Source organism: Micromonospora sp. DT44 (assembly GCF_049841635.1).
In the GTDB taxonomy this organism is placed as follows: domain Bacteria; phylum Actinomycetota; class Actinomycetes; order Mycobacteriales; family Micromonosporaceae; genus Micromonospora.
On the sequence record NZ_JBNCKS010000067.1, the window covers coordinates 4,163 to 25,783 of the forward strand.

The 21,621-nt window shown below is 72.8% G+C and carries 21 protein-coding genes and 2 pseudogenes; 13 read left to right on the forward strand and 10 right to left on the reverse strand.

Annotation, left to right across the window (positions count from 1 at the left end; genetic code table 11):
* The 3 genes and pseudogenes from ACLQ25_RS28325 to ACLQ25_RS28335 form a co-directional block, all read right to left on the reverse strand.
* A pseudogene (locus tag ACLQ25_RS28325) lies at positions 1–330 on the reverse strand (hypothetical protein); the annotation flags it as partial.
* Between the two features lie 43 nt (positions 331–373).
* Complete coding sequence (locus ACLQ25_RS28330) at positions 374–853, reverse strand: PH domain-containing protein (protein ID WP_425733834.1); 480 nt, start codon at positions 851–853, stop codon at positions 374–376.
* Between the two features lie 441 nt (positions 854–1,294).
* Positions 1,295–1,525, reverse strand: a complete 231-nt coding sequence (locus ACLQ25_RS28335; RefSeq protein WP_425733815.1) for a hypothetical protein — start codon at positions 1,523–1,525, stop codon at positions 1,295–1,297.
* A 240-nt stretch (positions 1,526–1,765) separates the two neighbouring features.
* Here ACLQ25_RS28335 and ACLQ25_RS28340 point away from each other — a divergent pair, with 240 nt between their 5' ends.
* From ACLQ25_RS28340 to ACLQ25_RS28350, 3 genes are read left to right on the forward strand one after another with little or no spacing between them, the layout of a single operon-like run.
* Positions 1,766–2,872 carry an AAA family ATPase gene (locus tag ACLQ25_RS28340; RefSeq protein WP_425733816.1) on the forward strand — a complete coding sequence of 369 codons (1,107 nt, stop codon included), beginning with the start codon at positions 1,766–1,768 and terminating at the stop codon, positions 2,870–2,872.
* Complete coding sequence (locus ACLQ25_RS28345; RefSeq protein WP_425733835.1) at positions 2,851–3,852, forward strand: DUF58 domain-containing protein; 1,002 nt, start codon at positions 2,851–2,853, stop codon at positions 3,850–3,852. The genes ACLQ25_RS28340 and ACLQ25_RS28345 overlap by 22 nt, the downstream gene beginning before the upstream one ends.
* Positions 3,849–4,799, forward strand: a complete 951-nt coding sequence (locus tag ACLQ25_RS28350) for a VWA domain-containing protein (RefSeq protein ID WP_425733817.1) — start codon at positions 3,849–3,851, stop codon at positions 4,797–4,799. The genes ACLQ25_RS28345 and ACLQ25_RS28350 overlap by 4 nt, the downstream gene beginning before the upstream one ends.
* Positions 4,800–5,167: 368 nt before the next feature.
* Here ACLQ25_RS28350 and ACLQ25_RS28355 read toward each other — a convergent pair whose 3' ends face one another.
* The 4 genes and pseudogenes from ACLQ25_RS28355 to ACLQ25_RS28370 all read right to left on the reverse strand — a co-directional run bounded on the left by ACLQ25_RS28355 (position 5,168) and on the right by ACLQ25_RS28370 (position 8,130).
* Positions 5,168–5,599, reverse strand: a complete 432-nt coding sequence (locus tag ACLQ25_RS28355; protein ID WP_425733836.1) for a hypothetical protein — start codon at positions 5,597–5,599, stop codon at positions 5,168–5,170.
* A gap of 79 nt (positions 5,600–5,678) precedes the next feature.
* Positions 5,679–5,990, reverse strand: a pseudogene (locus ACLQ25_RS28360) (alpha/beta hydrolase); the annotation flags it as partial.
* Positions 5,991–6,220: 230 nt separating this feature from the next.
* Positions 6,221–6,883 (reverse strand): response regulator transcription factor, encoded by a 663-nt coding sequence (locus ACLQ25_RS28365; protein WP_355052723.1) that lies wholly within the window; start codon positions 6,881–6,883, stop codon positions 6,221–6,223.
* Positions 6,880–8,130 (reverse strand): sensor histidine kinase, encoded by a 1,251-nt coding sequence (locus tag ACLQ25_RS28370; protein ID WP_425733818.1) that lies wholly within the window; start codon positions 8,128–8,130, stop codon positions 6,880–6,882. Before ACLQ25_RS28370 ends, ACLQ25_RS28365 begins: the two co-directional genes overlap by 4 nt.
* Positions 8,131–8,285: 155 nt before the next feature.
* On the opposite strand from ACLQ25_RS28370, the gene fabG reads away from it, so the two are divergent.
* The 4 genes from fabG to ACLQ25_RS28390 all read left to right on the forward strand — a co-directional run bounded on the left by fabG (position 8,286) and on the right by ACLQ25_RS28390 (position 11,713).
* The gene (gene fabG / locus ACLQ25_RS28375; RefSeq protein ID WP_355052725.1) at positions 8,286–8,990 is read left to right on the forward strand and encodes a 3-oxoacyl-ACP reductase FabG; all 705 of its coding nucleotides are present in this window, start codon (positions 8,286–8,288) and stop codon (positions 8,988–8,990) included.
* Positions 8,991–9,018: 28 nt separating this feature from the next.
* Positions 9,019–9,786, forward strand: a complete 768-nt coding sequence (gene fabI / locus ACLQ25_RS28380) for an enoyl-ACP reductase FabI (protein ID WP_355052726.1) — start codon at positions 9,019–9,021, stop codon at positions 9,784–9,786.
* Positions 9,787–9,888: 102 nt separating this feature from the next.
* Complete coding sequence (locus ACLQ25_RS28385; protein ID WP_425733819.1) at positions 9,889–10,941, forward strand: ferrochelatase; 1,053 nt, start codon at positions 9,889–9,891, stop codon at positions 10,939–10,941.
* The gene (locus tag ACLQ25_RS28390; protein WP_355052728.1) at positions 10,934–11,713 is read left to right on the forward strand and encodes an HAD-IIA family hydrolase; all 780 of its coding nucleotides are present in this window, start codon (positions 10,934–10,936) and stop codon (positions 11,711–11,713) included. Before ACLQ25_RS28385 ends, ACLQ25_RS28390 begins: the two co-directional genes overlap by 8 nt.
* Positions 11,714–11,854: 141 nt before the next feature.
* Here ACLQ25_RS28390 and ACLQ25_RS28395 read toward each other — a convergent pair whose 3' ends face one another.
* A complete protein-coding gene (locus ACLQ25_RS28395) occupies positions 11,855–12,649 on the reverse strand; it encodes a hypothetical protein (RefSeq protein WP_425733820.1) in 795 nt (264 codons plus the stop codon).
* 374 nt (positions 12,650–13,023) lie between these two features.
* Between ACLQ25_RS28395 and ACLQ25_RS28400 the strand changes: the two genes are divergently transcribed.
* Positions 13,024–13,836, forward strand: a complete 813-nt coding sequence (locus tag ACLQ25_RS28400) for a DUF3097 domain-containing protein (RefSeq protein ID WP_425733821.1) — start codon at positions 13,024–13,026, stop codon at positions 13,834–13,836.
* A 51-nt stretch (positions 13,837–13,887) separates the two neighbouring features.
* Here the strand turns inward: ACLQ25_RS28400 and ACLQ25_RS28405 are convergent, their stop codons facing one another.
* The gene (locus tag ACLQ25_RS28405) at positions 13,888–15,189 is read right to left on the reverse strand and encodes a serine hydrolase domain-containing protein (RefSeq protein ID WP_425733822.1); all 1,302 of its coding nucleotides are present in this window, start codon (positions 15,187–15,189) and stop codon (positions 13,888–13,890) included.
* Positions 15,190–15,287: 98 nt separating this feature from the next.
* On the opposite strand from ACLQ25_RS28405, the gene ACLQ25_RS28410 reads away from it, so the two are divergent.
* The 4 genes from ACLQ25_RS28410 to ACLQ25_RS28425 all read left to right on the forward strand — a co-directional run bounded on the left by ACLQ25_RS28410 (position 15,288) and on the right by ACLQ25_RS28425 (position 20,295).
* Positions 15,288–15,761 (forward strand): NfeD family protein, encoded by a 474-nt coding sequence (locus ACLQ25_RS28410; RefSeq protein WP_425733823.1) that lies wholly within the window; start codon positions 15,288–15,290, stop codon positions 15,759–15,761.
* Positions 15,762–15,766: 5 nt separating this feature from the next.
* Entirely contained in the window at positions 15,767–16,873 is a 1,107-nt protein-coding gene (locus ACLQ25_RS28415; RefSeq protein ID WP_396804533.1) for an SPFH domain-containing protein, read from the forward strand.
* A 259-nt stretch (positions 16,874–17,132) separates the two neighbouring features.
* Positions 17,133–17,903: a hypothetical protein gene (locus ACLQ25_RS28420; RefSeq protein WP_425733824.1), complete on the forward strand. Its 771-nt coding sequence runs from the start codon at positions 17,133–17,135 to the stop codon at positions 17,901–17,903.
* Between the two features lie 190 nt (positions 17,904–18,093).
* Positions 18,094–20,295: a transglycosylase domain-containing protein gene (locus ACLQ25_RS28425; protein ID WP_425733825.1), complete on the forward strand. Its 2,202-nt coding sequence runs from the start codon at positions 18,094–18,096 to the stop codon at positions 20,293–20,295.
* Between the two features lie 114 nt (positions 20,296–20,409).
* On the opposite strand, the gene ACLQ25_RS28430 is transcribed toward ACLQ25_RS28425, so the two are convergent.
* Positions 20,410–20,772, reverse strand: a complete 363-nt coding sequence (locus tag ACLQ25_RS28430) for a DUF1330 domain-containing protein (RefSeq protein ID WP_425733826.1) — start codon at positions 20,770–20,772, stop codon at positions 20,410–20,412.
* Between the two features lie 123 nt (positions 20,773–20,895).
* Here ACLQ25_RS28430 and ACLQ25_RS28435 point away from each other — a divergent pair, with 123 nt between their 5' ends.
* A complete protein-coding gene (locus ACLQ25_RS28435) occupies positions 20,896–21,513 on the forward strand; it encodes a TetR/AcrR family transcriptional regulator (RefSeq protein ID WP_425733827.1) in 618 nt (205 codons plus the stop codon).
* Positions 21,514–21,621 lie beyond the last annotated feature (108 nt).

Consider the following 21,621-nt stretch of genomic DNA (forward strand, 5'->3'; position numbering starts at 1 on the left):
GTACGGCGGTCCGGCCGAGTACGGCGGTCCGGCCGAGTACGGCGGTCCGGCCGAGTACGGCGGTCCGGCCGAGTACGGCGGTCCGGCCGAGTACGGCGGTCCGGCCGAGTACGGCGGTCCGGCCGAGTACGGCGTCCCGGCCGAGTACGGCGTAGCGGGATACGGCGTCCCGCCGCCACCCGGGGACCCCGCAGGGTGCGGCGGCATACCAACGTGCGGCGGCGGGCCACCTACGTGCGGCGGCACTCCAACGTGTGGCGGGCCGGCAGGGGGCGTGTCGCTGTCGGGAGGTGGCGGCACGGTGCCGGGCTCGACGGGGCTCTCGCTCATGGGGCCAGCGCCCGGTGGCGTCGGCGGTCGCCGGCGCGGGCGGTCACAGCCCCTCCGCCCGGTCCTCACCGAGCGCGGTGAGTCGGTCGCGCAGTCGGGACGCCTCCGCCGGACGTAGGCCGGGCACCCGCGCGTCACTGGCGGCCGCCGCCGTGTGCAACTGCACGGTGGCCAGGTCGAAGGCGCGTTCCAGTGGGCCGGCGCTCACGTCGACGAACTGCATGCGGGAGTACGGGACGATGGACAACCGTCGGACCAGCAGTCCGTGCCGCACGAGCAGGTCGTCGTCGCGCTCGGCGTAGCCCCAGGCGCGTACCGCCCGGACGATGGCCGTCGCCCGCCACCCGCCGAGCACCAGCACGACGGCGAGGGCGAGTCCGAACAGCCAGTGACCGCTCAGCGCCCAGCCGACTGCCGTCACGGCCAGGCCGATGGCCACCACGATCGCGAGTCGGATCAACTCCACCCAGATCAGGTCGGTCGAGATCGGCTGCCACCGTACGGCGTCGGGCCACGGCTCCAACGGGCCACGGTCCGACGTCGCGGAGGCGTGCCCAGCCGCCGAAAGGCCGGGAGCCGCAGAAGGGCCGGGAGTCGACACGGTGCCAGGAGCCGCCGAAACGCCGGGAGCCGCCGAAACGCCGGGAGGTGGCAGGAGGCCAGGGGCCGGCAGGTCGGGCGGGGGCGAGAGGGCGGCGTGACCGGCCGACGGCGGTACGGCGTTCGGCGGCAGCGGGGCCGGCGACGAGGCGTCCGGCGGGGACGGGTCCGGGCCGAGCGTGCCGGGCGCCGGGAACGCGCCGGGCGGCGGCGCGATGCCGGGCAGTGCCGCCGCCGGGGAGGTCGGTGGTGACGGGGCGGTGGGGCCAGGGGAGGCCGGTGGGTCGGCGCGGTCCTCCGGGCTCATCGACCAGACCCGTTCCACGCGCCCCGCGCCGCCGCGCTGCTGTGCCTCATCGCTCGCTCACACGTCGAGGGTAGGCGATCCGGACACCGGAGTGACGGTACGGAGAAAGCCACGGGCGTCCAGGAACGCTCCGAGAGAGTCCCGGTGCTCGGCGCAGGCCAGCCAGGTCTTGCGCCGATCGGCGGTGTGCAGGCGGGGATTGTTCCACTCCAGCGCCCAGACGGCGGGGGCGCGGCAGCCTCGGGCCGAACAGACCAGGGCCTCGTCGGCGGGGGTGGGGACGTTCATCCGGGCCAGTCTAGGGCGGCCGGGGAGGAAGTTTGAGCGCCGGGCGGCCACGGGGGGAGCCGCCCGGCGACGGGATGAATCGTACACGCGGCGGCCCGGTCCCTGTCCACCCGTGACGCGCGATTCGATGCGCGGAACCGCGTGGCGAAAATCGGCTTCTCCCCACCTCGACACTCAGGAAGGCATGCGAGTCTTGATACCGCACCAGCCGCGACGACCGACCAACGCTGTGGAGGACCGGTGGCCCAGCCGACCACGCCCGACGCCCCGACGCCCAACGGGGCGGCACCACAGGCGCCCGCCCCGGTGACCACGCCCGCACAGGACGCCACCCTGTTGGAGAAGGCGTTGTTCGAGATCAAACGGGTGATCGTCGGCCAGGACCGGATGGTCGAGCGGATGTTCGTCGCGCTGCTCGCGCGCGGTCACTGCCTGATCGAGGGTGTGCCCGGCGTGGCCAAGACCCTGGCCGTGGAGACCCTCGCCAAGGTCGTCGGCGGGTCCTTCGCCCGGGTGCAGTTCACCCCCGACCTGGTGCCGGCCGACATCATGGGTACGCGGATCTACCGGCAGTCGAGCGAGAAGTTCGACGTGGAGTTGGGCCCGGTCTTCGTCAACTTCCTGCTCGCCGACGAGATCAACCGTGCTCCGGCCAAGGTGCAGTCGGCGCTGCTGGAGGTGATGAGCGAGCGGCAGGTGTCCATCGGCGGTGAGACCCACCGGGTGCCCGACCCGTTCCTCGTGATGGCCACCCAGAACCCGATCGAGCAGGAGGGTGTCTACCCGCTGCCGGAGGCTCAGCGGGACCGCTTCCTCATGAAGATCGTCGTGGGCTATCCGACCGATGCCGAAGAGCGGGAGATCGTCTACCGGATGGGCGTGGCCGCGCCGGAACCGACGGCGGTCTTCGACACCCCCGAGTTGATCGCGCTGCAGCGCAAGGCCGACCAGGTCTTCGTGCACAACGCGCTCGTCGACTACGCGGTTCGCCTGGTGCTGGCCACCCGTACGCCCGCCGAGCACGGCATGCCGGACGTCGCCCAACTGATCCAGTACGGGGCGAGTCCGCGCGCCTCGCTCGGTCTGGTCCGGGCCACCCGCGCGCTGGCGCTGCTGCGGGGACGGGACTATGCCCTGCCGCAGGACGTCCAGGACATCGCCCCGGACATCCTGCGGCACCGCCTGGTGCTCAGCTACGACGCGCTCGCCGACGACGTGCCGGCCGACCACATCGTGCAGCGGGTGATGTCGACGATTCCGCTTCCGTCGGTCGCGCCCCGGCAGCAGGCCACCCCGCCGTCGAGCGCCCCACCACCCGGCGCGGGCTGGCCCGGGCAGCGGCCGTGACCTCACCCACCCCTCGTCCCGCCCCTCTGGGTGACCGCAGCGAGGCCGTGCTCTCCCGACTCCAGTTGCTGGTCACCCGCAAGCTCGACGGTCTGCTCCAGGGCGACTACGCCGGTCTGCTCCCCGGGCCGGGCAGCGAGGCGGGGGAGTCGCGGGAGTACCGCCCCGGTGACGACGTACGCCGGATGGACTGGCCGGTGACCGCTCGGACCACGACCGCGCATGTGCGGCGCACGGTCGCGGACCGGGAGTTGGAGACCTGGTTGGCGCTGGACCTCTCGGCCAGCCTGGACTTCGGCACGGGGCAGTGGCTCAAGCGGGAGGTGGTGGTGGCCGCCGCGGCCGCCATCACCCACCTGACCGTGCGTGGCGGCAACCGGATCGGCGCGGTGATCGGCACCGGTGGCGGCACGTCCACACCCGTGCGGCGTTGGCGGGCTGGCCCGCCTCCGGCCGGTCCGGGCGTGCTGACCCGCCTGCCGGCCCGCTCCGGCCGCAAGGAGGCGCAAGGACTGCTGCGTGCCGTCGCCGGCACGGCGATTCAGCCCGGTCGGGGTGACCTGGGCGCGCTGATCGACATGCTCAACCGCCCGCCCCGGCGGCGCGGGGTGGCCGTGGTGGTCTCGGACTTCCTGGCGCCGGCCGAGCAGTGGGCCCGGCCGATGCGCAAGCTCCGCGTCCGGCACGACGTGTTGGCGATCGAGGTGGTCGACCCGCGCGAACTGGAGCTGCCCGACGTGGGGGTGCTTCCGGTGGTCGACCCGGAGAGCGGTGAGTTGCACGAGGTGCAGACCGCCGACCCTCGGCTGCGGCAGCGCTACGCCGAGGCCGCCGCCGCTCAACGGGCCACGATCGCCGCCGCGCTGCGCGGTGCCGGCGCGGCCCACCTGCGTCTGCGTACGGACCGAGACTGGCTGCTGGACATGGTGCGTTTCGTGGCCGCGCAGCGGCACGCGCGTACCCGGGGGACGACACGATGATCCGTTTTCTGCAACCGTGGTGGTTGCTGGCCGTGCTGCCGGTGCTCGCGCTCGCCGCGTTCTACGTCTGGCGGCAACTGCACCGCCGGGCGTACGCGATGCGGTTCACCAACGTGGACCTGCTGCGTACCGTCGCGCCCAAGGGCCTGGGTTGGCGGCGGCACGTGCCGGCGACCGCGTTCCTGCTCTGTCTGCTGGTGCTCGCCACGGCCCTGGCTCGCCCCGCGATCGACACGAAGGAGCCGTTGGAGCGGGCGACCGTGATGCTCGCCATCGACGTGTCGCTGTCGATGCAGGCCGACGACGTGGCGCCGAACCGGTTGGAGGCCGCGCAGGAGGCGGCCAAGCAGTTCGTGGCCGAGTTGCCGGCGAGCTACAACCTGGGTCTCGTCTCGTTCGCCAAGGCGGCGAACGTGCTGGTGCCGCCGGGCAAGGACCGGGACGCGGTGACCGCCGCGATCGACGGGCTGGTGCTGGCCGAGGCGACCGCCACGGGTGAGGCGGTGTTCACCTGCCTGGAGGCGATCCGGTCGGTGCCGGCCGACGGCGCGGCGGGTATCCCGCCGGCGCGCATCGTGCTGTTGTCGGACGGGTTCCGCACCTCGGGTCGGTCGGTGGAGGAGGCGGCGGCCTCCGCGCAGGCGGCCAACGTGCCGGTCTCCACCATCGCGTTCGGCACCGACACGGGTCAGGTCGACATCGGCGGGCAGCTCCAACGGGTGCCGGTGGACCGGCTGGCCCTCGCCGAGTTGGCCGAGACGACCGAGGGTTACTTCTACGAGGCGGCCTCGGTGAGCGAGCTGAAGCAGGTCTACCAGGACATGGGCAGTTCGATCGGTTTCCGGACCGAGCCGCGCGAGGTGACCCAGTGGTACGCCGGGCTGGCGCTGCTGCTGGCGCTCTGCGCCGGCGCGCTCAGCCTGCTCTGGTCGTCACGGATGATCTGACCGCCGGCCGGAGCGACCGACAGCCCAAGCGCCGGGGCGGTCGACGGCCGGGACAGCGAAACGAGCGGCCGACGAACGGCCGGTGGTGGTCAGTGACCGCCGCCGGCCAGGACGAAGACGACGGCCACCCAGACGGCGGCGAGGGTGAAGCCCAGCGGGGCGACGTAGCGGCTCATGGACGGCTCCGAGTGGCGGCTGGACGGTCCGCGAGCGGGGGCGGACCGCAGGGGGTGGGGACGCGCACACGAAGTCGTGACCGGGCGGCTCCCGGCGTCCGTCCGGTGACCGGACGGGGCGACACGCACCACGGCGTTGGCCGAGGTGGTGCGGGAGCGGAGCGGGGTCAGCTCGCCAGACTGAGTCGTGGCTCAGCGGGGCTGACCATCGGCCCGGCCACGACTGGGAGGATCGCTATCTCGCACAGCGATCACCTCCTGCAGGTCGGCCCGGTCCGAACGTCGATGATCGTACACCTGAGCCGCTCTCGGCACGCACTCGGCCGACCGGTCCGCGAGCGCTCCACCGCGCGGCCGGCCCGGCCCGGCCGGACGCGGCGTCGAGCCGCTCCCGCGCCCGCCACGTACCACCGTGACCAGCACCGTGGCGAGCAGCGGCAACCAGCAGAACCGGGCCAGCACCCACCCCGGACCGTCCGGCGTCGTGTGCAGTCCGGGCAGGGCCAGGCCACCCCGAGCGGTGAGCGCGGTCACCGCGACCAGCACCGGCTGGTGCCACAGGTAGATCCGCACGGCGTCGCTGTTCACCGCGGCCACCGCCCGGCCCGCGAGGGGCCGGTCCACCAGCCGTTCCCACCCGGCCCGGGCCAGCAGACCCAGCCCGACCTGGGTGACCGCCAGCGCCGTCGGCGTCGCTGGCCGCGCCCACCAACCCGTCGGGCGGGTCGTAGCCGAGCCAGGCCAGCACGGCCACCCGCGCCGTGGGGTCGCTCGACCGGACCTGCCCGTACAGCTGCCCCGCCTGCACCGACGGCGCCCGCCGCGGCACCCCGCCCAGTCCGCGGTCGAAGTCGGCGAGCGTACTGCCCACCCCCGGCACGAGCACCGCGATCCGGTCCGCGCCCGCCAGGTCGCCGAGGACCTCCACCGGCCGCCCGTCGCCGCGCGGGTCGAAGGCCAGGAAACGGCGGCCGTCCGCCGCCCAGTCCGCGTACGGGGGGCCGGCCGCGCGCATCGCCGCCGCCGTGCCCGGGTACGCCTCGACGAACCCCACCTCCGCGACCGGCTCCGGTGGGCCGGGCAGGACCAGGTTCGCCCCGAGCAACGCGCTCAGAGCGACACGTGTGACACCTCGTCGTCGCACCACGTTCTTCCTCCCGAATGGCGTCCGGAAGGGAAGAGTGCGGGGGCGAACGGGTCGCGGTCGTCGTACCGGGGAGCTGTCTCCCGGGTGGCTCCGAGGCGCTACTCGCCGGCGGCGACCAGACCCGTCTCGTACGCCAGCACCACGGCCTGGGCGCGGTCGCGCAGGCCGAGCTTGGCCAGGATGCGCCCGACGTGCGTCTTGACGGTCTGCTCCGCCACCACCAGATCGGCGGCGATCTCCGTGTTGTTGCGGCCCCGGGCGATCAACCGCAGCACCTCGGTCTCGCGCGGGGTCAGCCCGGCCAGGTCGGTGGGGCGGGGCCGACGGCGGTCCGGGCGGGCCGCGAACTCGGCGATCAGTCGACGGGTCACCGCCGGGGCGAGCAGCGCGTCCCCGGCGGCCACCACCCGCACCGCCTGCACCAGGTCGGCCGCGGGCGCGTCCTTGAGCAGGAAGCCGCTCGCGCCGGCGCGCAGCGCCTCGTACACGTAGTCGTCCAGGTCGAACGTCGTGAGGATGAGCACCCGGGGGCGCTGCGCCGAGCGGTCGCCCAACAGTTGACGGGTGGCGGCCAGCCCGTCCAGGACCGGCATCCGCACGTCCATCAGCACCACGTCCGGGTCGAGCCGACGGGCGGCGGCGACCCCCTGCGCGCCGTCGGCGGCGTCGCCCACCACCAGCAGGTCGGGCTGGGCGGCGAGCAGCGCGCCGAAGCCCTGCCGGACCATCGCCTGGTCGTCGACGATCAGCACCTTGATCATGTGTTCAGGCTCCCCACCTCGTACGGCAGTTCGGCCGCCACCGCGTACCCGCCGTCGGGTAGCGGCCCGGCGGTGAACGTACCGCCGAGCGAGGTGGCGCGCTCCCGCATGCCGGTCAACCCGTGCCCCGCCCCGCCGTCGGCGGCCGGTGGGACGTCGCGCGCAAAGGCGGTCGGCGGGGCGTCGGGCGGGGAGTTGTCGACGCGTACTCCCAGAGCGGACGGACCGGAGCGGACGGTGACGCGCACCGCGGCGCCGGGCGCGTGCCGGGCCGCGTTCGCCAGGCCCTCCTGGACGATGCGGTACGCGGCCAGCCCGACCGGCGTGGGCACCGGACCCGACGGCTCGGCGTCCAGGGTCAGGGCCAGCCCGGCCCGACGGGCCGCGTCCACCATCGCGCCCAGGTCGGCCAGGTCGGGCTGCGGAGCGGTCTGCGGCCCGCTGGCCTCGCTGCGCAGCACCCCCAACAGCCGCCGCATGTCGGTCAGCGCGTCGCGGGCCGAGCCGGCGATGGCGACGAACTCGGCGGCGGCCGGGGCGGGCACGTCGTCGAGGCGGTACGGCGCGGTCTCGGCCTGCACGGCGATCAGCGACATGTGGTGCGCGACCACGTCGTGCAGCTCACGGGCGATCCGGGTGCGTTCCTCCAACACCGCGCGGCGCTCCTGCTCCCGCTCGCTCAGTTCGGTCTGTGCCGCGAGCGCCCGGCGGGACAACCGGTTGCGCCGGATCAGGTCACCGACGATCGCCAGCGCGCCGAGCAGCGCCAGGACGGCGGGCCGGTCCTGCGGTCGTACCAAAGTGAGCACCGGTATCGCCGTGATCACCACCACCCAGGCCAGCACCGGCCGGTCGACCCGCGCGACGGTCAGCGCGACCACCACGATCGACCCCAGCGCCAGGGGTGCCGTCCACGGACCGGGCTGCTCGGCCGGCGCGTTGAACGTGCACACCAGCAGGGCCAGCACGGTCAACCGCCAGGCCAGCAACGGACGCCGGGGCAGCGCCAGTAGCGGCGCCACGGTCATCGCCGCGAACAGCACCGCGACCGGCGTCGGCAGGCCCAGGTCCAGCTCCACGCTCAGCGTGATCCAGAAGAGGCCGAGCGCGGCGAGCAGCCCGATCGGGGCGGCGGCCCGGGCCAGCCGGGGCCAACGGGCCAGCAACGGTCGACCGGGTGGGGCGTCCCGGCCCCACAGGGTCTGCCCCAGCGCCCCCAGAGCCACGACGACAGGTTGCCGGTTCACCACCAGGAGGCTACGGGCCGTGGGTGCCACCAGGCGTGCCCCCGCAGGTTGATCCCCACGTCGTACCAGGGTGGGACGCCACACCCGTTAGCGCTTACTTGCGGGTAACGCCTAGGCTCCGACGCGTCCATGCTGAGCAGTCGCAAGGAGGAACCGTGGCCCGTACCGTGCTGGTGACCGGCGGCAACCGGGGAATCGGCCTGGCCATCGCGCAGGCCTTCGCCAAGCAGGGCGACCGGGTGGCGGTCACCCACCGCAGCGGCGAGGCCCCCGAGGGGCTGTTCGGCGTACGCGCCGACGTCACCGACGCGGCCTCGATCGACGCCGCGTTCACCGCTGTCGAGGCCGAGCTGGGCCCGGTCGAGGTGGTGGTCGCCAACGCCGGCATGACCGACGACACGCTGCTGCTGCGGATGTCCGAGGAGCAGTTCACCAATGTGGTGGACACCAACCTCACCGGCGCGTTCCGGGTCGCCAAGCGCGCCTCCGGCAAGATGCTGCGGGCCAAGTGGGGCCGCATGATCTTCATCTCCTCGGTGGTGGGCCTCTCCGGCGGCGCCGGTCAGGTCAACTACGCCGCCAGCAAGGCCGGCCTGGTCGGCGTCGCCCGCTCGGTCACCCGCGAGCTGGGCAGCCGCAACATCACCGCGAACGTGGTGGCGCCCGGCTTCATCGACACCGACATGACCGCCGGCCTGTCCGACGACCGCAAGGCGGAAATCCGCAAGTCCATCCCGGCCGGCCGGATGGCCAGCCCCGACGAGGTGGCCGCCGTGGTCACCTGGCTGGCCTCGGACGGCGCCGGGTACGTCTCCGGGGCCGTGATCCCGGTCGACGGCGGCCTCGGCATGGGCCACTGACCTTCTCTGACTACGGAGGAAACCCTGCATGTCCGGACTGCTCGCCGGTAAGCGGCTGCTCGTCACCGGTGTCATCACCGACGCCTCGATCGCCTTCTCGGTGGCGAAACTCGCCCAGGAGAACGGCGCTCAGGTCGTGCTCACCGGTTTCGGCCGGCTCTCCCTGGTCGAGCGGATCGCCAAGCGGCTGCCCGAGCCCGCGCCGGTGATCGAGGTCGACGTGACCAACGCCGAGCACCTGGCCAGCCTCGCCGACCGGGTCCGCGAGCACGTCGACGGGCTCGACGGCGTGGTGCACTCGATCGGCTTCGCCCCGCAGAGCTGCCTCGGCGGTGGCTTCCTCGACGCGCCGTGGGAGGACGTGGCGACCGCCCTGCACGTGTCGACCTACTCGTACAAGTCCCTCGCGATGGCGGCGCTGCCGCTGATGTCGTCCGGCGGCGCGGTGGTCGGTCTGACCTTCGACGCCACCAAGGCGTGGCCGGTCTACGACTGGATGGGCGTCGCCAAGGCCGGCCTGGAGTCCGCCTCCCGCTACCTGGCCCTGCACCTGGGCAAGCAGGGCATCCGCAGCAACCTCGTCGCCGCCGGGCCGCTGCGCACCATCGCCGCCAAGTCGATCCCCGGCTTCGACCAGTTCGAGACCGCCTGGAGCGAGCGCGCCCCGCTCGGCTGGAACCTCACCGACCAGGAGCCCGCCGCGCGGGCCTGCCTGGCGCTGCTCTCCGACTGGTTCCCGGCCACCACCGGCGAGATCGTGCACGTCGACGGCGGCTACCACGCCATCGGCGCCTGACGCTCTCATCGGCGACGCCCTCGGGTGCCGCGCGCGTGATCTGCGCGTCCGGACCAGGGGGCGTCGCCGCGCCGTCGTGGGCGAGGTACCAGAATGACCCCCATGGCGTACGACGCGGTGGTGCTGGTGTCCTTCGGCGGGCCCGAACGGCCCGAGGACGTGATGCCGTTCCTGCAGAACGTGACCCGTGGCCGGGGGGTGCCACCCGAGCGGCTCGCCGAGGTCGCCGAGCACTACCAGCACTTCGGCGGGGTGTCCCCGATCAACCAGCAGTGCCGTGACCTGCTCGCCGCCGTCCGCGCCGACTTCGCCGCGCACGGTGTCGACCTGCCCGTCTACTGGGGCAACCGCAACTGGGACCCGATGCTCGCCGACACCGTCAGCCAGATGCGCGACGACGGCGTGACCCGGGCGCTGGCCTTCGTCACCAGCGCGTACGGCGGCTACTCGTCCTGCCGGCAGTACCAGGAGGACATCGCGGCCGCCCGCGCCGCCGTCGGACCCGACGCGCCGGTGATCGAGAAGCTGCGACAGTTCTGGGACCACCCCGGGTTCGTCGAGCCCCACGTCGACGCGGTCCGGGCGGCCCTCGCCCAGCTCGACCCCGCGAAGCGGGCCACCACCCGACTGGTGTTCACCGCCCACTCCGTCCCCACCTCGATGGCGGCCAACGCCGGCCCGCACGGCGGCCGCTACGAGGCGCAGCTACGCGAGGCCGCCCGCCTGGTGGCCGCGGCCGCCGCCCCCGACCTGGCGTACGACCTGGTGTGGCAGAGCCGGTCCGGCCCACCGCACGTGCCGTGGCTGGAACCCGACATCAACGATCACCTCAACGCGCTCGCCGAGGGCGGTGTCACCGGCGTGGTGGTCAGCCCGATCGGGTTCGTCTCGGACCACCTGGAAGTCGTGTGGGACCTGGACACCGAGGCCCTGGAGACCGCCAAGCAGCTCGGCCTCGACTTCGTCCGGGCCGGCACCCCGGGCACCGACCCGCGCTTAGTGACCATGGTCCGGGAGTTGGTCACCGAGCGCACCGATCCGGACGGCGCGCAGCTGCGCCGCCGCCTCGGGGACCTGCCGATGTGGGACACCTGCCCGACCGTCTGCTGTGTACCGACCCGCCGACCGACGCCTGCTGGGGGCACCGATGCATGACCGCAAGCCCGTGCAGAGCTGGCTCACCGACATGGACGGCGTGCTGGTGCACGAGGGCCAGCCGGTGCCCGGAGCGCCGGAGTTCGTCAACCGGCTGCGCGCCTCCGGCAAGCCGTTCCTGGTGCTGACCAACAACTCGATCTACACGCCGCGCGACCTGACGGCCCGGTTGAGCCGGATGGGGCTGGACGTGCCCGAGGAGTCGATCTGGTCCTCGGCGCTGGCCACCGGCCAGTTCCTCGCCGACCAGCGGCCGGGCGGCACCGCGTACGTCATCGGCGAAGCCGGGTTGACCACCGCGCTGCACGCCGTCGGGTACGTGCTCACCGACTTCGCCCCGGACTACGTGGTGCTCGGCGAGACCCGCACCTACAGCTTCGAGGCGATCACCAAGGCGATCCGGCTGATCAACGACGGGGCGCGGTTCATCTGCACCAACCCGGACGTGACCGGCCCGTCCGTCGAGGGGGCGTTGCCGGCCGCCGGCTCGGTCGCCGCCATGATCTCCAAGGCCACCGGGGTGGAGCCGTACTTCGTCGGCAAGCCCAACCCGATGATGATGCGATCGGCGCTGAACACGATCAACGCGCACTCGGAGACCACCGCGATGATCGGCGACCGGATGGACACCGACGTCCTCTGCGGTCTGGAGGCCGGGCTGGAGACCATCCTGGTGCTCACCGGCATCAGCAGCCGTACCGAGGCCGAGCGCTACCCGTACCGCCCGTCCCGCATCGTCAACTCGGTCGCCGACCTGATCGACGAGGTCTGACCCCGCCCGTGCGCCCCGCTCTCGTCGATCTTGCACTTACTGTCGTCGGGATGGGGCGTTACGCCCTTTAGGTCGCAGCAGAAAGTGCAAGATCGGCGCGGTGGTCGGGGTGCGGTGTCTCGGTGCGGTGCGCGGGGGTCTTCAGGGGCGCAGGGGGGCGTTGCAGGCGGCCACCAGGGCCTGGCGGCAGGCTGCGGTGAGCGGGCGGAGCGCGGCGTCGCGCTGCTGGGCCTCGTAGTTGTTGATCGCGCCGCCCGGGGCGGCGTGCCCGGCCAACGCCAGCACCCGGTCGAGCACCGCCGCCCGGGCGAACAGCCGGCGCGCCCGCGGGTCGAACCCCGGTGGCAGATCGGTGGTGCCGTCGGGGCGGCGCAGAGCGGCCAGCGCACCGGCCAGCTCGGGCCGCCACTGGGCCACGTCGAGCCGGGTCAGCACGGCGGTCGTCTCGGCCAGCGCGGCGGCCAACTCGGCCTCCGCCTCGGCGGCCCCGGGCAGCGACAGCGAGGCGGCCGGCGCGTCGGCCGGCAGCGGGTAGACCCGCCACAACACCGTCTCGAAACAGTCCCCGGAGCCGGAGGTGTGGCTGCGTACCTGCGGGATCAGGCCCAGCCCACCGGCCACCACCGCCTCGCCCGCCACCAGCGCCGCTCCGGCGAAGTCGCCGGGGCCGGGCAGACCCCTCGGGTCACCCGGCGCGGGCAGCACCAGCCGGATCTCGTCGGGCGACAGCTTGGCCAGGGTGGGCAGCGCGGCACCCAACGGGACGTCGGTCCAGGTGCCCGGGGCGTCCGCGACGAGATGCTCCTCGTCACCGGCGATGGAGTCGGCGACCTCGTCGTACGGCACCAACCCGGCGCGCCACGCGCGCACCCAGGCAACGAACCGGCTCGACCGGCGCGGCGCAAGCGTGGCCGCGCCCGTTGCGGGGGTGGACATGCCGAAAGGGTACGTGGTGATCGGTGGCCCTGTCTCGGCTGCCGCTCCGGCCGCCCTGCCTGCCCCGAACTGCCCCCTTCGCCCCACCCCATGCCCCCCTGCCCACCCTGCCCCCACCCCACCCCCGGTCGCGCCCCGCCCCGCCCCCGCCCCGCCCCCACCCCGCCGTCCGATCGCGTCGATCATGGAGTTGTGGTGCCTGATTGCTGGCGGTTGGTAGCGCTTCGTGCACCACCACAACTCCATGATCGACGCGGTGGGGCGGGGCGCGGTGGGGCGGGGCGCGGTGGGGCAGGGCGCGGCGGGAGTGGGGTGGGGTGGGGGCCGGTGTGTCGGGGGAGGGGGTTGGGGGAGGGCGGGTTAGCGTGATCTACATGGCGGGGCGATACGGCGAGGACGTGCTGGCGGGGGACTGGCGGCGACGGAAGGTCACCCCCGAGGTGGACGCCGAAGCGGATCTCGTGGTGGAGGACGCCGACTCCGGCTTCTGCGGCGCGGTGGTGGGTTTCGAGGCCGGCGCGGTGGTGTTGGAGGACCGGCACGGTAAACGGCGCAACTTCCCGCTGCTGCCGGCGGCGTTCCTGCTCGACGGCCGTCCGGTGACGCTGCGCCGCCCGACCCGCGCTGTGGTGCCGGCGGCCCGCCGGCGGACCGCGTCCGGTTCGGTGGCGGTGGACAACGTCCGCGCCCAGGTCGCCAAGGCCAGCCGGATCTGGGTCGAGGGCATCCACGACGCCGCGCTGGTCGAGCGCATCTGGGGCGACGACCTGCGGATCGAGGGTGTGGTCGTGGAGCCACTGGACGGCATCGACGACCTGGACGCGGCGGTGCGCGACTTCGTAGCCGGTCCGACCCGACGACTGGGCGTGCTCGTCGACCACCTGGTGCCGGGCAGCAAGGAGAGCCGCATCGTGGCCCGGGTGACCTCGCCGTACGTGCTGGTGACCGGGCATCCGTACGTCGACGTGTGGCAGGCGGTGAAGCCGGCGGCGCTGGGCATCGCGGCCTGGCCGGTGGTGCCCCCGGGCCGGCCGTGGAAGGAGGGCGTCTGCGCGGCTCTCGGGGTGGCGGAGCCGGCCGACATGTGGCGGCACATCCTGTCCCGGGTGAACAGCTTCGCCGACGTCGAGACTCCGTTGATCAACGCCATGGAGCGTCTGATCGACTTCGTCACCGAGCCGGCGTGACCGCCGGGTCCGCCGTGACCCCCCACCGGGCGTCCAAGGCCGGGCGGCGGGTCAGGGGGCCTCGTCCGGGCTGCGCGTGAAGACGAACGTGGCGATGTCGATCGCCGTCGGCCGTCCGTCGTCGTCGCGCAGCACCGACAGGATCTCGCCGTCCTCCGGACCGGAGCGGCCCCGCCAGCGGTCCGTCCCCTCGGCGGTGAACCGGCTGACCCGCTCACCGCGTACATGAGCCACCAGCTCACCCGCGTCCCAGCTCAGGTCCAGCGAGGTGCCCATCCACCACCAGCGACCGGTCAGCTCGGCCACCTCGGCGTCGGGCGCGGCGGTGGTCGGACGCCACGGGCGCGGGAACGCCGGCTCGGCATCCAGCACCGTGGTCAACAGCCGACGGCCGAGTGTGGTGATCGGGAAGCCGTACGAGTTGGCGAAGCCGACCACGGCGGTACGGCTGGCCCGGTGCACCACGAGGGCGGCCACGTACCCGGGCATCGAGCCGCCGTGCCCGACGTACACGCGCTCGCCGTCGCGGTAGAGCTCCAATCCCAGGCCGTGCCCGCCGGTCCAGGAGTCGAGGTCGCTGATCACCACGGGGGCACACATCTCGGTCAGCGTCTCGGCGGCCAGCACCGACGGGTCGGGGTCGGCCAGGAACGCGGCCCAGCGGCCCAGGTCCTCGATCGTCGACCAGAGCTGCCCGGCCGGGGCCATCGCGCCGGTGTCGGTGCGCGGCTCCTCCCGCAACGTGTGGTGCCAGGGGTGGACGACGTAACCGCGGGCGTACGGCTCGGTCGCCGCGTAGGTGGTGCGGCGCAGGCCCAGCGGGGTGAGGATCCGCTGGTCGAGCAGGTCTGCCCAGGGCGTCCCGGTGAGTCGTTCGAGCACCCCGCCGAGCAGCCCGTACGCCAGGTTGGAGTAGTGGTACGTGGTGTGCGGGGAGTAAGCGATCTTGTCGGCGGTGACCCCGGCGAGCAGGGTCGGTAGGTCGACGCCTTCGTTTCGCTCCCACCAGTCGCCCTCGGGTTCGCGCTGGATCCCGCTGGCGTGCCCGAGGAGTTGGCGCAGGGTGAGCGTGCCGAGGCCGGTGCCCGGCAGGTGCTGCTCCAGCCGGTCGTCGAGAGCCAGTCGGCCGGCGTCGCGCAACTGCATGATCAGGGTGGCGGTCATCGTCTTGCTGATCGAACCCACCCGGTACTGCAGGTCGACGTCCGGGTGCGGGTGTTCGCCGGAGACGGCCAGGTGCGCCAGCGCGCCGTCGCGGACCACGCCCAGGACCAGCGACGGGACGTGGCCGTCGGCCTGTGCCTGGGCGACCCGCGCGTCGATCTGTCGGGCGGTCTCGGGTAGCAGGGTCAACGGTTCTCCTCGGGTCGGGCCGCCGCCGGGTGGGCCTCGCCGAGCCTACTGATCTTCGCGGGGAGGCCGCGCGAGCATTTGCGTGTCACGATCGTGGTGTGGACGCGGTGGTGTGGATCGTTCTGGGTGTGGTGCTGGCGGTCGCCGAGATTTTCACGACGACCCTGTTTCTGATCATGTTCGGGGCCGGCGCGTTCGCCGCCGCGGGTGCTGCGGCCCTGGGTGCGCCGGTCGCCGTGCAGGCGCTCGTCTTCGCGGTGGTGTCCGCGCTGAGCCTGGTCGTGGTCCGACCGGTGATCAAGCGGCACGGCCGGTCCGCGCTGGAGAGCGGCGAACAGCCGTTCGGCGTGGAGGCGATCGAGGGCTCCACGGCGCTGGTGCTGGAGCGGGTGGACGCCGACCACGGGCTCGTCAAGATCGACGGTGAGCTGTGGACGGCCCGGTCGTACGACACGACGCAGGCTTTCGAGCCCGGTCAACGGGTTCGGGTGATAAAGGTCCGGGGCGCGACCGCCCTGGTGTGGCAGGACGACGTTTCTTCCGCCGGCGAGCTGCCGGAAGCGAGAGGGTGAACGGGATGACGATACTCGGGGTGCTGGTGATCGCGGTGGCGCTGATCGCCGTGATAACGCTGGCCAAGGCGGTACGGATCGTGCCGCAGCAGCGCCATGACGTGGTGGAACGGCTCGGCAAGTACAAGCGCACCCTCAGCCCCGGTCTCAACCTGCTGGTGCCGTTCATCGACGCGGTCCGTACCAAGGTCGACATGCGCGAGCAGGTGGTCAGCTTCCCGCCGCAGCCGGTGATCACCTCGGACAACCTGGTGGTCTCGATCGACACGGTCCTCTACTTCAAGGTGGTCGACCCGGTACGGGCGACGTACGAGATCTCCAGCTTCCTCCAGGCGATCGAGCAGTTGACGGTTACCACGCTGCGTAACGTGATCGGCTCGCTCGACCTGGAGCGGGCGCTGACCAGCCGTGACGAGATCAACCGGCACCTCTCCGGGGTCCTGGACGAGACGACCGGCCGCTGGGGCATCAAGGTGACCCGGGTCGAGATCAAGGCGATCGAGCCGCCGGCCAGCATCCGCGACTCGATGGAGAAGCAGATGCGCGCCGAGCGGGACCGTCGCGCCGCGATCCTCACGGCCGAGGGGCACAAGCAGTCGCAGATCCTCACCGCCGAGGGCGAGAAGCAATCCGCGGTGCTGCGGGCCGACGGTGATCGGCAGGCCCGGATCCTGCAGGCCGAGGGCCAGGCGAAGGCGATCCGGACGGTGTTCGACGCGATCCACCAGGCGAACCCGAGCCAGAAGGTCCTCGCCTACCAGTACCTGCAGGCGCTGCCGCAGATCGCCCAGGGCAGCGCCAACAAGGTCTGGATCGTTCCGGCCGAGCTGACCAAGGCGCTGGAGGGCATGGGTGGCGCACTCGGTGGGCTGAGCCAGATGGTGGGGGACGTGCCCGCGCCGGAGGCCGCCGACCACGCGAGCCAGGTCGAGCGCGAGGCCGCGGCGGCGGCGCAGGCTGCTGCCGCCGCCGCCCAGCAGATCCACGACGAGGTACGCGTCGCCGAGGCGCAGGCCACCGGCGGCAACAAGCCGCAGGGCCTGCCCGCGCCGGAGCCGGTCACCCCGGACAGTCTGGTCAACGACCCGACGGACCAGCGCGAGCGCGGCTGACCCGTTGCACGGGCCGCGCGGCGCGGACCGCCACGCGGCACCGAGCGCCGGGTCTGCGCGTCCGGCGGCGTCGAGTGAGCGCGACTGGCCGGGCGCGTGCCGGGCCGGGTTCCGGACGCCGGCCGGTCGCCGGGTAAATGTGAGAAAGGCTCATGGGGCGCTCCGACGCCTGCCACGATCGGTCCTAGGACGGGTGGTGACCAGGCAATCGGGGCGCCCCGGCGCGTCTCGCACCGCTCGTGGACGAGCGAGGTGACGCATGAAGGATCCGGCGAATCGGATGTGGTCCTCGGCCCCCGTACCCGGCGCGCACGATCCGGTCGCGCCGCTGGGCTCCCGGCGCAGCGGCGGCGGCTTCGGCGTACTGCCATTCGTCGGCGAGCCCACTCCGCTCGCCCCCGCCACGAACGCCAGTTGGGCCTGGTCGGTACGCCGGTTCGCCCGGGCCGCGGTGTGGCTGCTGCCCGCGTACGCCATCCTCTACGGCGCGGTGGCGATGGCCAGCGACGGCGGGGTGGGCAACGACCCGTATCCGGCGGACGGCCAGGCGGTGTACCTGATCGGCTGGGTGGCGGCGGTCTGGCTCGGCCTGCTCGCACTGCTGGCCCTCACCGGCCTGCTTGCCGCGACCCGCAGCCGCCGGGTGGCCGCCGCCGGGCTGCTGGTCAGCATCGCCGGCACGGTGCTGATGCTGCCGTTCGCCGGCTTCGAGGAGCAGACGCCGGTCTTCGGCACCACCGCGCGGTCGCTGGTCCTGCTCGGCGCGACGTTCTACAGCGTGGGGTGGTTCCTCACCGGGTGGGCGGTGGCCCGCTCGGGCACCTTCAGCCTCGGCGACGGGGTCATGCTGATCATCGCCGCGCCGCTGCTCGGCCTCGGTGGCGCCCTGATCGGGTCGCTCCAGACGTTCGGCGCGATCTTCGTGCTGATCGCCGGCATCGGCATCGGCTACCGCAGCGGCCGCCTGATGCCCCGCCAAACCGCCGACGACGCTGCCAACGCCAGCCTCTCCACCCCCCCAACCCCCTAACCCGCCCTCGCCGCCCCGGGCCGCCGCCCTCCTGCCCCGGTGATCAAGAGGTTTGCGTCAAGAATCGGCCTGAATCTGACGCAAACTTCTTGATCACCGCTGTGGAAGGGCTGGTGGGGTGCCGTGAAGTTGCTGACAATTGGGCTTCGGGGGTGGTCGGTTGGCGTTATTTGTGGCAATCCTGGGTTGCATGGCCGCCCCCCGCTCGCCGCTGTCGCGGCTGTTCACCGTGCTGCTCACCGGCCTGCTGGCCGGGTTGGTCCTGGCCGCCGCGGCGCTGCCGGGCAACCTGCTGGTCGGGTTCACCGCGCGCGCCGCTCTCAGTTCGTACGCCGCGCTGCCCGACGCGCTGCGCACCCCGGCGACGCCGCAGCGCTCCTACCTCTACGCCAACGACGGCAAGACGCTGCTCACCACGTTCTACGACGTGAACCGGACGGACGTCGCGTTGGCGGACGTCGCCCCGGTCATGCGGCAGGCGATCGTGGCGGCCGAGGACCGGCGGTTCTACGACCACGGTGGCGCGGACCTGCGCGGCCTGGCCCGGGCGCTGGTCGCCAACGTCAAGGGCGGTGGCACCGAGCAGGGCGGCTCGACGCTGACCATGCAGTACGTCCGTAACGTCCTCAAGACCGACCCCACCCGCACCGCCGAGGAGCGGGCCGCCGCGACCGACCCCACCGTCGGTCGCAAGATCCAGGAGATCCGGTACGCGGGCGCGCTGGACAAGAGCCTCGGCAAGGACGAGATCCTCGGCCGGTACCTGAACATCGCCTACTTCGGCTCCGGGGCGTACGGGATCGCGGCGGCCAGCCAGCGCTACTTCGGCAAGGCGCCGGCGCAGTTGACTCTCGCCGAGTCGGCGCTGCTCGCCGGCCTGGTGCAGTCCCCGGACGCGTACAGCCCGATCAGCGGCGACAAGGACCAGGCCCTCGCCCGCCGCTCGTACGTGCTGGACTCGATGGTCGCCACCGGCGCGATCACCGCCGCGCAGGCCGCCCAGGCCAAGGCCGGGCCGCTGGCGCTGCACCCCACCGCACAGCCCAACGGCTGCACCGCCGTCGCCCAGGGCCACGACGACTGGGGCTACTTCTGCGACTACCTGCGCCAGTGGTGGCTGGCCCAACCGGCCTTCGGCGCCACCGCCGCCGAGCGCGAGCTGGCCCTGCGCTCGGGCGGCTACACCGTCGTCACATCGCTCGACCCGAAGATCCAGGCCACCGCGCAGCAGCAGGCCACCAAGGTCTACGGGTACGACAACAAGCGCGCCCTGCCGATCGCGGCCGTTCAGCCCGGCACGGGGCGGGTGCTCGCCATGGCGGTCAACCGGCACTACAGCCTCGCCGACAATCCGGCCGGGCAGGCCAACTACCCCAACACCGTCAACCCGCTGATCTCCGGTGGGGCCAGCGTCGACGGGTACCAGGCGGGCTCGACGTTCAAGCTCTTCACCATGCTCGCGGCGCTGGAGTCGGGCCGTACGCTCTCCACCGGCTTCGACGCCCCCGCCAAGCTGCCCACCCGCTACCCGGCCGAGGGGCCGGGCAGTTGTGACGGCCACTGGTGCCCGGCGAACGCCAATCCGGCGTGGATGGACGGGTACCGGATGATGTGGGACGGCTTCGGCCGTTCGGTGAACACCTACTTCGTGTGGCTGGCCGAGCAGGTGGGCCAGGACAAGGTGGTCGAGATGGCGCAGCGGCTCGGCATCACGTTCCGCGCCGACACCGATGCCGCCTTCGCCAAGAACAACGCCGCGAACTGGGGGTCGTTCACCCTCGGCGTGGCCGCCACCACCCCCCTCGACCTGGCCAACGCGTACGCCACGGTGGCCGCCGAGGGCACCTACTGCACGCCGGTGCCGGTGGTCTCGGTGACCGACGCGAAGGGCACGAAGGTGCCGGTCGGCGAGCCGTCCTGCAAAAAGGTCCTCGACGCCGACGTGGCGCGCGCCGCGACCGACGCGGCCCGCTGCCCCGTGGGCCAGCAGTCGCCGTACGGGCAGTGCAACGGCGGCACCGCAACCGGTGTGAACGACATCCTCGACGGCCGGCCGGTGGCCGGTAAGACGGGCAGCTCGGAGGAGAACGCCACCGAGACCTTCGTCGGCTTCACCCCGCAGGTGGCCGCCGCGGGCATCGCGGCCAACCCCGACGACCCGACCGACTCGGTGGGTTCGGCGGTGCAGAGTAAGGTGATCGACGCGGTCGCGCGGGTCATCGCCACCGCCGTGAAGGGTCAGCCGGAGAAGGCGTTCACCGCCCCCAGCAAGGAGTTGGCCGGCGAGCCGCGCCGCCCGGTGGAGCGCCCGGCCGTCCCCGAGCGCCAGCAGCCCACCCCGGACCAGGACCCGCTCTCGGCCCTGCAACGTTGGCTGGACCGTCGGGGCTGACCCCGGATCCAGTGGCGGCCCGGCTCGCTTCGAGCCGGGCCGTCGTGCTCTCTCCACACGTCCGCTGGTTGCCCCCGGTCACTCCCTCGGGGGCCGACGTGACCGGGCGCAGCCTCAGCGGTTGGTGGAGGCTGCCGAGATCGCGGCGCGCACCTGCTGGGCGAAGCCGGCGACGGTGAAGTCCGCGGCCAGGCTGTCGACCAGGATGATGTCCGAGATCGCGTTGTTCATCCGAAGCGGCAGGATCGCCTGGTACTCGGGCGAGTTGTACCACCTCTCGGCGTCGGCGCGGCTGGGGAACTCCATCAGGACGACGGAGCCGGGCCAGGCTCCCTCGACCACGTCCACGTCGCCCTGGGCGAGCCACTTGCCGCCGTACGGGTGCACGGTGGCCTCGACCTGCTCCAGGTACGACAGCCCCGCCTCGTTCGGGATGCCGCCGGGGATGCGCAGGTGGTTGATCAGGTAGGTGCTCATGGGGATCTCCAGTCCTCGAACTTTGGATGACGCCCGTAATCTATCCGAGGCTCGCAGCTGCGGCAAGTTTTGGATTAGGGTCGTCCTCTATAGTTGGGGGGTCGACTGGTGAGAGGGGGCGCGATGGGCAGGACGTCCCGTGCCGAAGCGGCGAGGCACCGCGAGGAAGTGGTGGCCGCCACCTCGAGGCTGCTGCGTGAACGCGGCGCGGCGGGCATGAGCGTGCAGGACGTCATGGGTGCCGCCGGGCTGACCCACGGCGGGTTCTACAAGCACTTCAGCTCGAAGGACGAGTTGTTGGGCATCGCCGCCGCGACGGCCTTCGGCGAACTCCTGGCCCTGCTGGACCAACTCTCCGACGATTTCCCCGACCGGTCGGAAGCGCGGAACGCGCTGCTGCGGCACTACCTGTCACCCGAGCATCGCGACACACCCGGCACGGGATGTGCCAATACCGCGCTGGCCGCCGACGCCGCCCGGTCACCCGCCGAGAGTCCGCTCCGCATGTCGTACGCCGTGGGTGTCCAGGAGACCATCAGGCGATTGGCGGACATCGAGGACGCGCCCGGCCGAGACGGGCCCGAGGCCCGCCGGATGGCGCTCGTCGATCTCGCGACGATGGTCGGTGCGCTGACGCTGGCCCGCGCGACGGGTCAGACACCCCTGTCGGAGGAGATCCTCCAGGCCGCGCGGGAAGCCCTGTCCAACCCGGTCAGCGCTCCCGGCGACGGGGACGGCTAGCGACGCCCTGCCCGGACCCCGCCCCACCAACCCCGGGGATCTTGCACTTTCGGTTGCCGATTCGCGGCTTGTATAGCGCTTTGTGCCCACAGAAAGTGCAAGATCGCG

Excerpts from the sequence above, each read along its gene's own strand:
- ACLQ25_RS28335 (WP_425733815.1), bottom strand. The coding sequence starts at position 1,525 with ATGAACGTCCCCACCCCCGCCGACGAGGCCCTGGTCTGTTCGGCCCGA.
- ACLQ25_RS28350 (WP_425733817.1), top strand. The coding sequence starts at position 3,849 with ATGATCCGTTTTCTGCAACCGTGGTGGTTGCTGGCCGTGCTGCCGGTG.
- ACLQ25_RS28365 (WP_355052723.1), bottom strand. The coding sequence starts at position 6,883 with ATGATCAAGGTGCTGATCGTCGACGACCAGGCGATGGTCCGGCAGGGC.
- fabI (WP_355052726.1), top strand. The coding sequence starts at position 9,019 with ATGTCCGGACTGCTCGCCGGTAAGCGGCTGCTCGTCACCGGTGTCATC.
- ACLQ25_RS28385 (WP_425733819.1), top strand. The coding sequence starts at position 9,889 with ATGGCGTACGACGCGGTGGTGCTGGTGTCCTTCGGCGGGCCCGAACGG.
- ACLQ25_RS28390 (WP_355052728.1), top strand. The coding sequence starts at position 10,934 with ATGCATGACCGCAAGCCCGTGCAGAGCTGGCTCACCGACATGGACGGC.
- ACLQ25_RS28395 (WP_425733820.1), bottom strand. The coding sequence starts at position 12,649 with ATGTCCACCCCCGCAACGGGCGCGGCCACGCTTGCGCCGCGCCGGTCG.
- ACLQ25_RS28400 (WP_425733821.1), top strand. The coding sequence starts at position 13,024 with ATGGCGGGGCGATACGGCGAGGACGTGCTGGCGGGGGACTGGCGGCGA.
- ACLQ25_RS28415 (WP_396804533.1), top strand. The coding sequence starts at position 15,767 with ATGACGATACTCGGGGTGCTGGTGATCGCGGTGGCGCTGATCGCCGTG.
- ACLQ25_RS28420 (WP_425733824.1), top strand. The coding sequence starts at position 17,133 with ATGAAGGATCCGGCGAATCGGATGTGGTCCTCGGCCCCCGTACCCGGC.
- ACLQ25_RS28425 (WP_425733825.1), top strand. The coding sequence starts at position 18,094 with ATGGCCGCCCCCCGCTCGCCGCTGTCGCGGCTGTTCACCGTGCTGCTC.
- ACLQ25_RS28430 (WP_425733826.1), bottom strand. The coding sequence starts at position 20,772 with ATGAGCACCTACCTGATCAACCACCTGCGCATCCCCGGCGGCATCCCG.
- ACLQ25_RS28435 (WP_425733827.1), top strand. The coding sequence starts at position 20,896 with ATGGGCAGGACGTCCCGTGCCGAAGCGGCGAGGCACCGCGAGGAAGTG.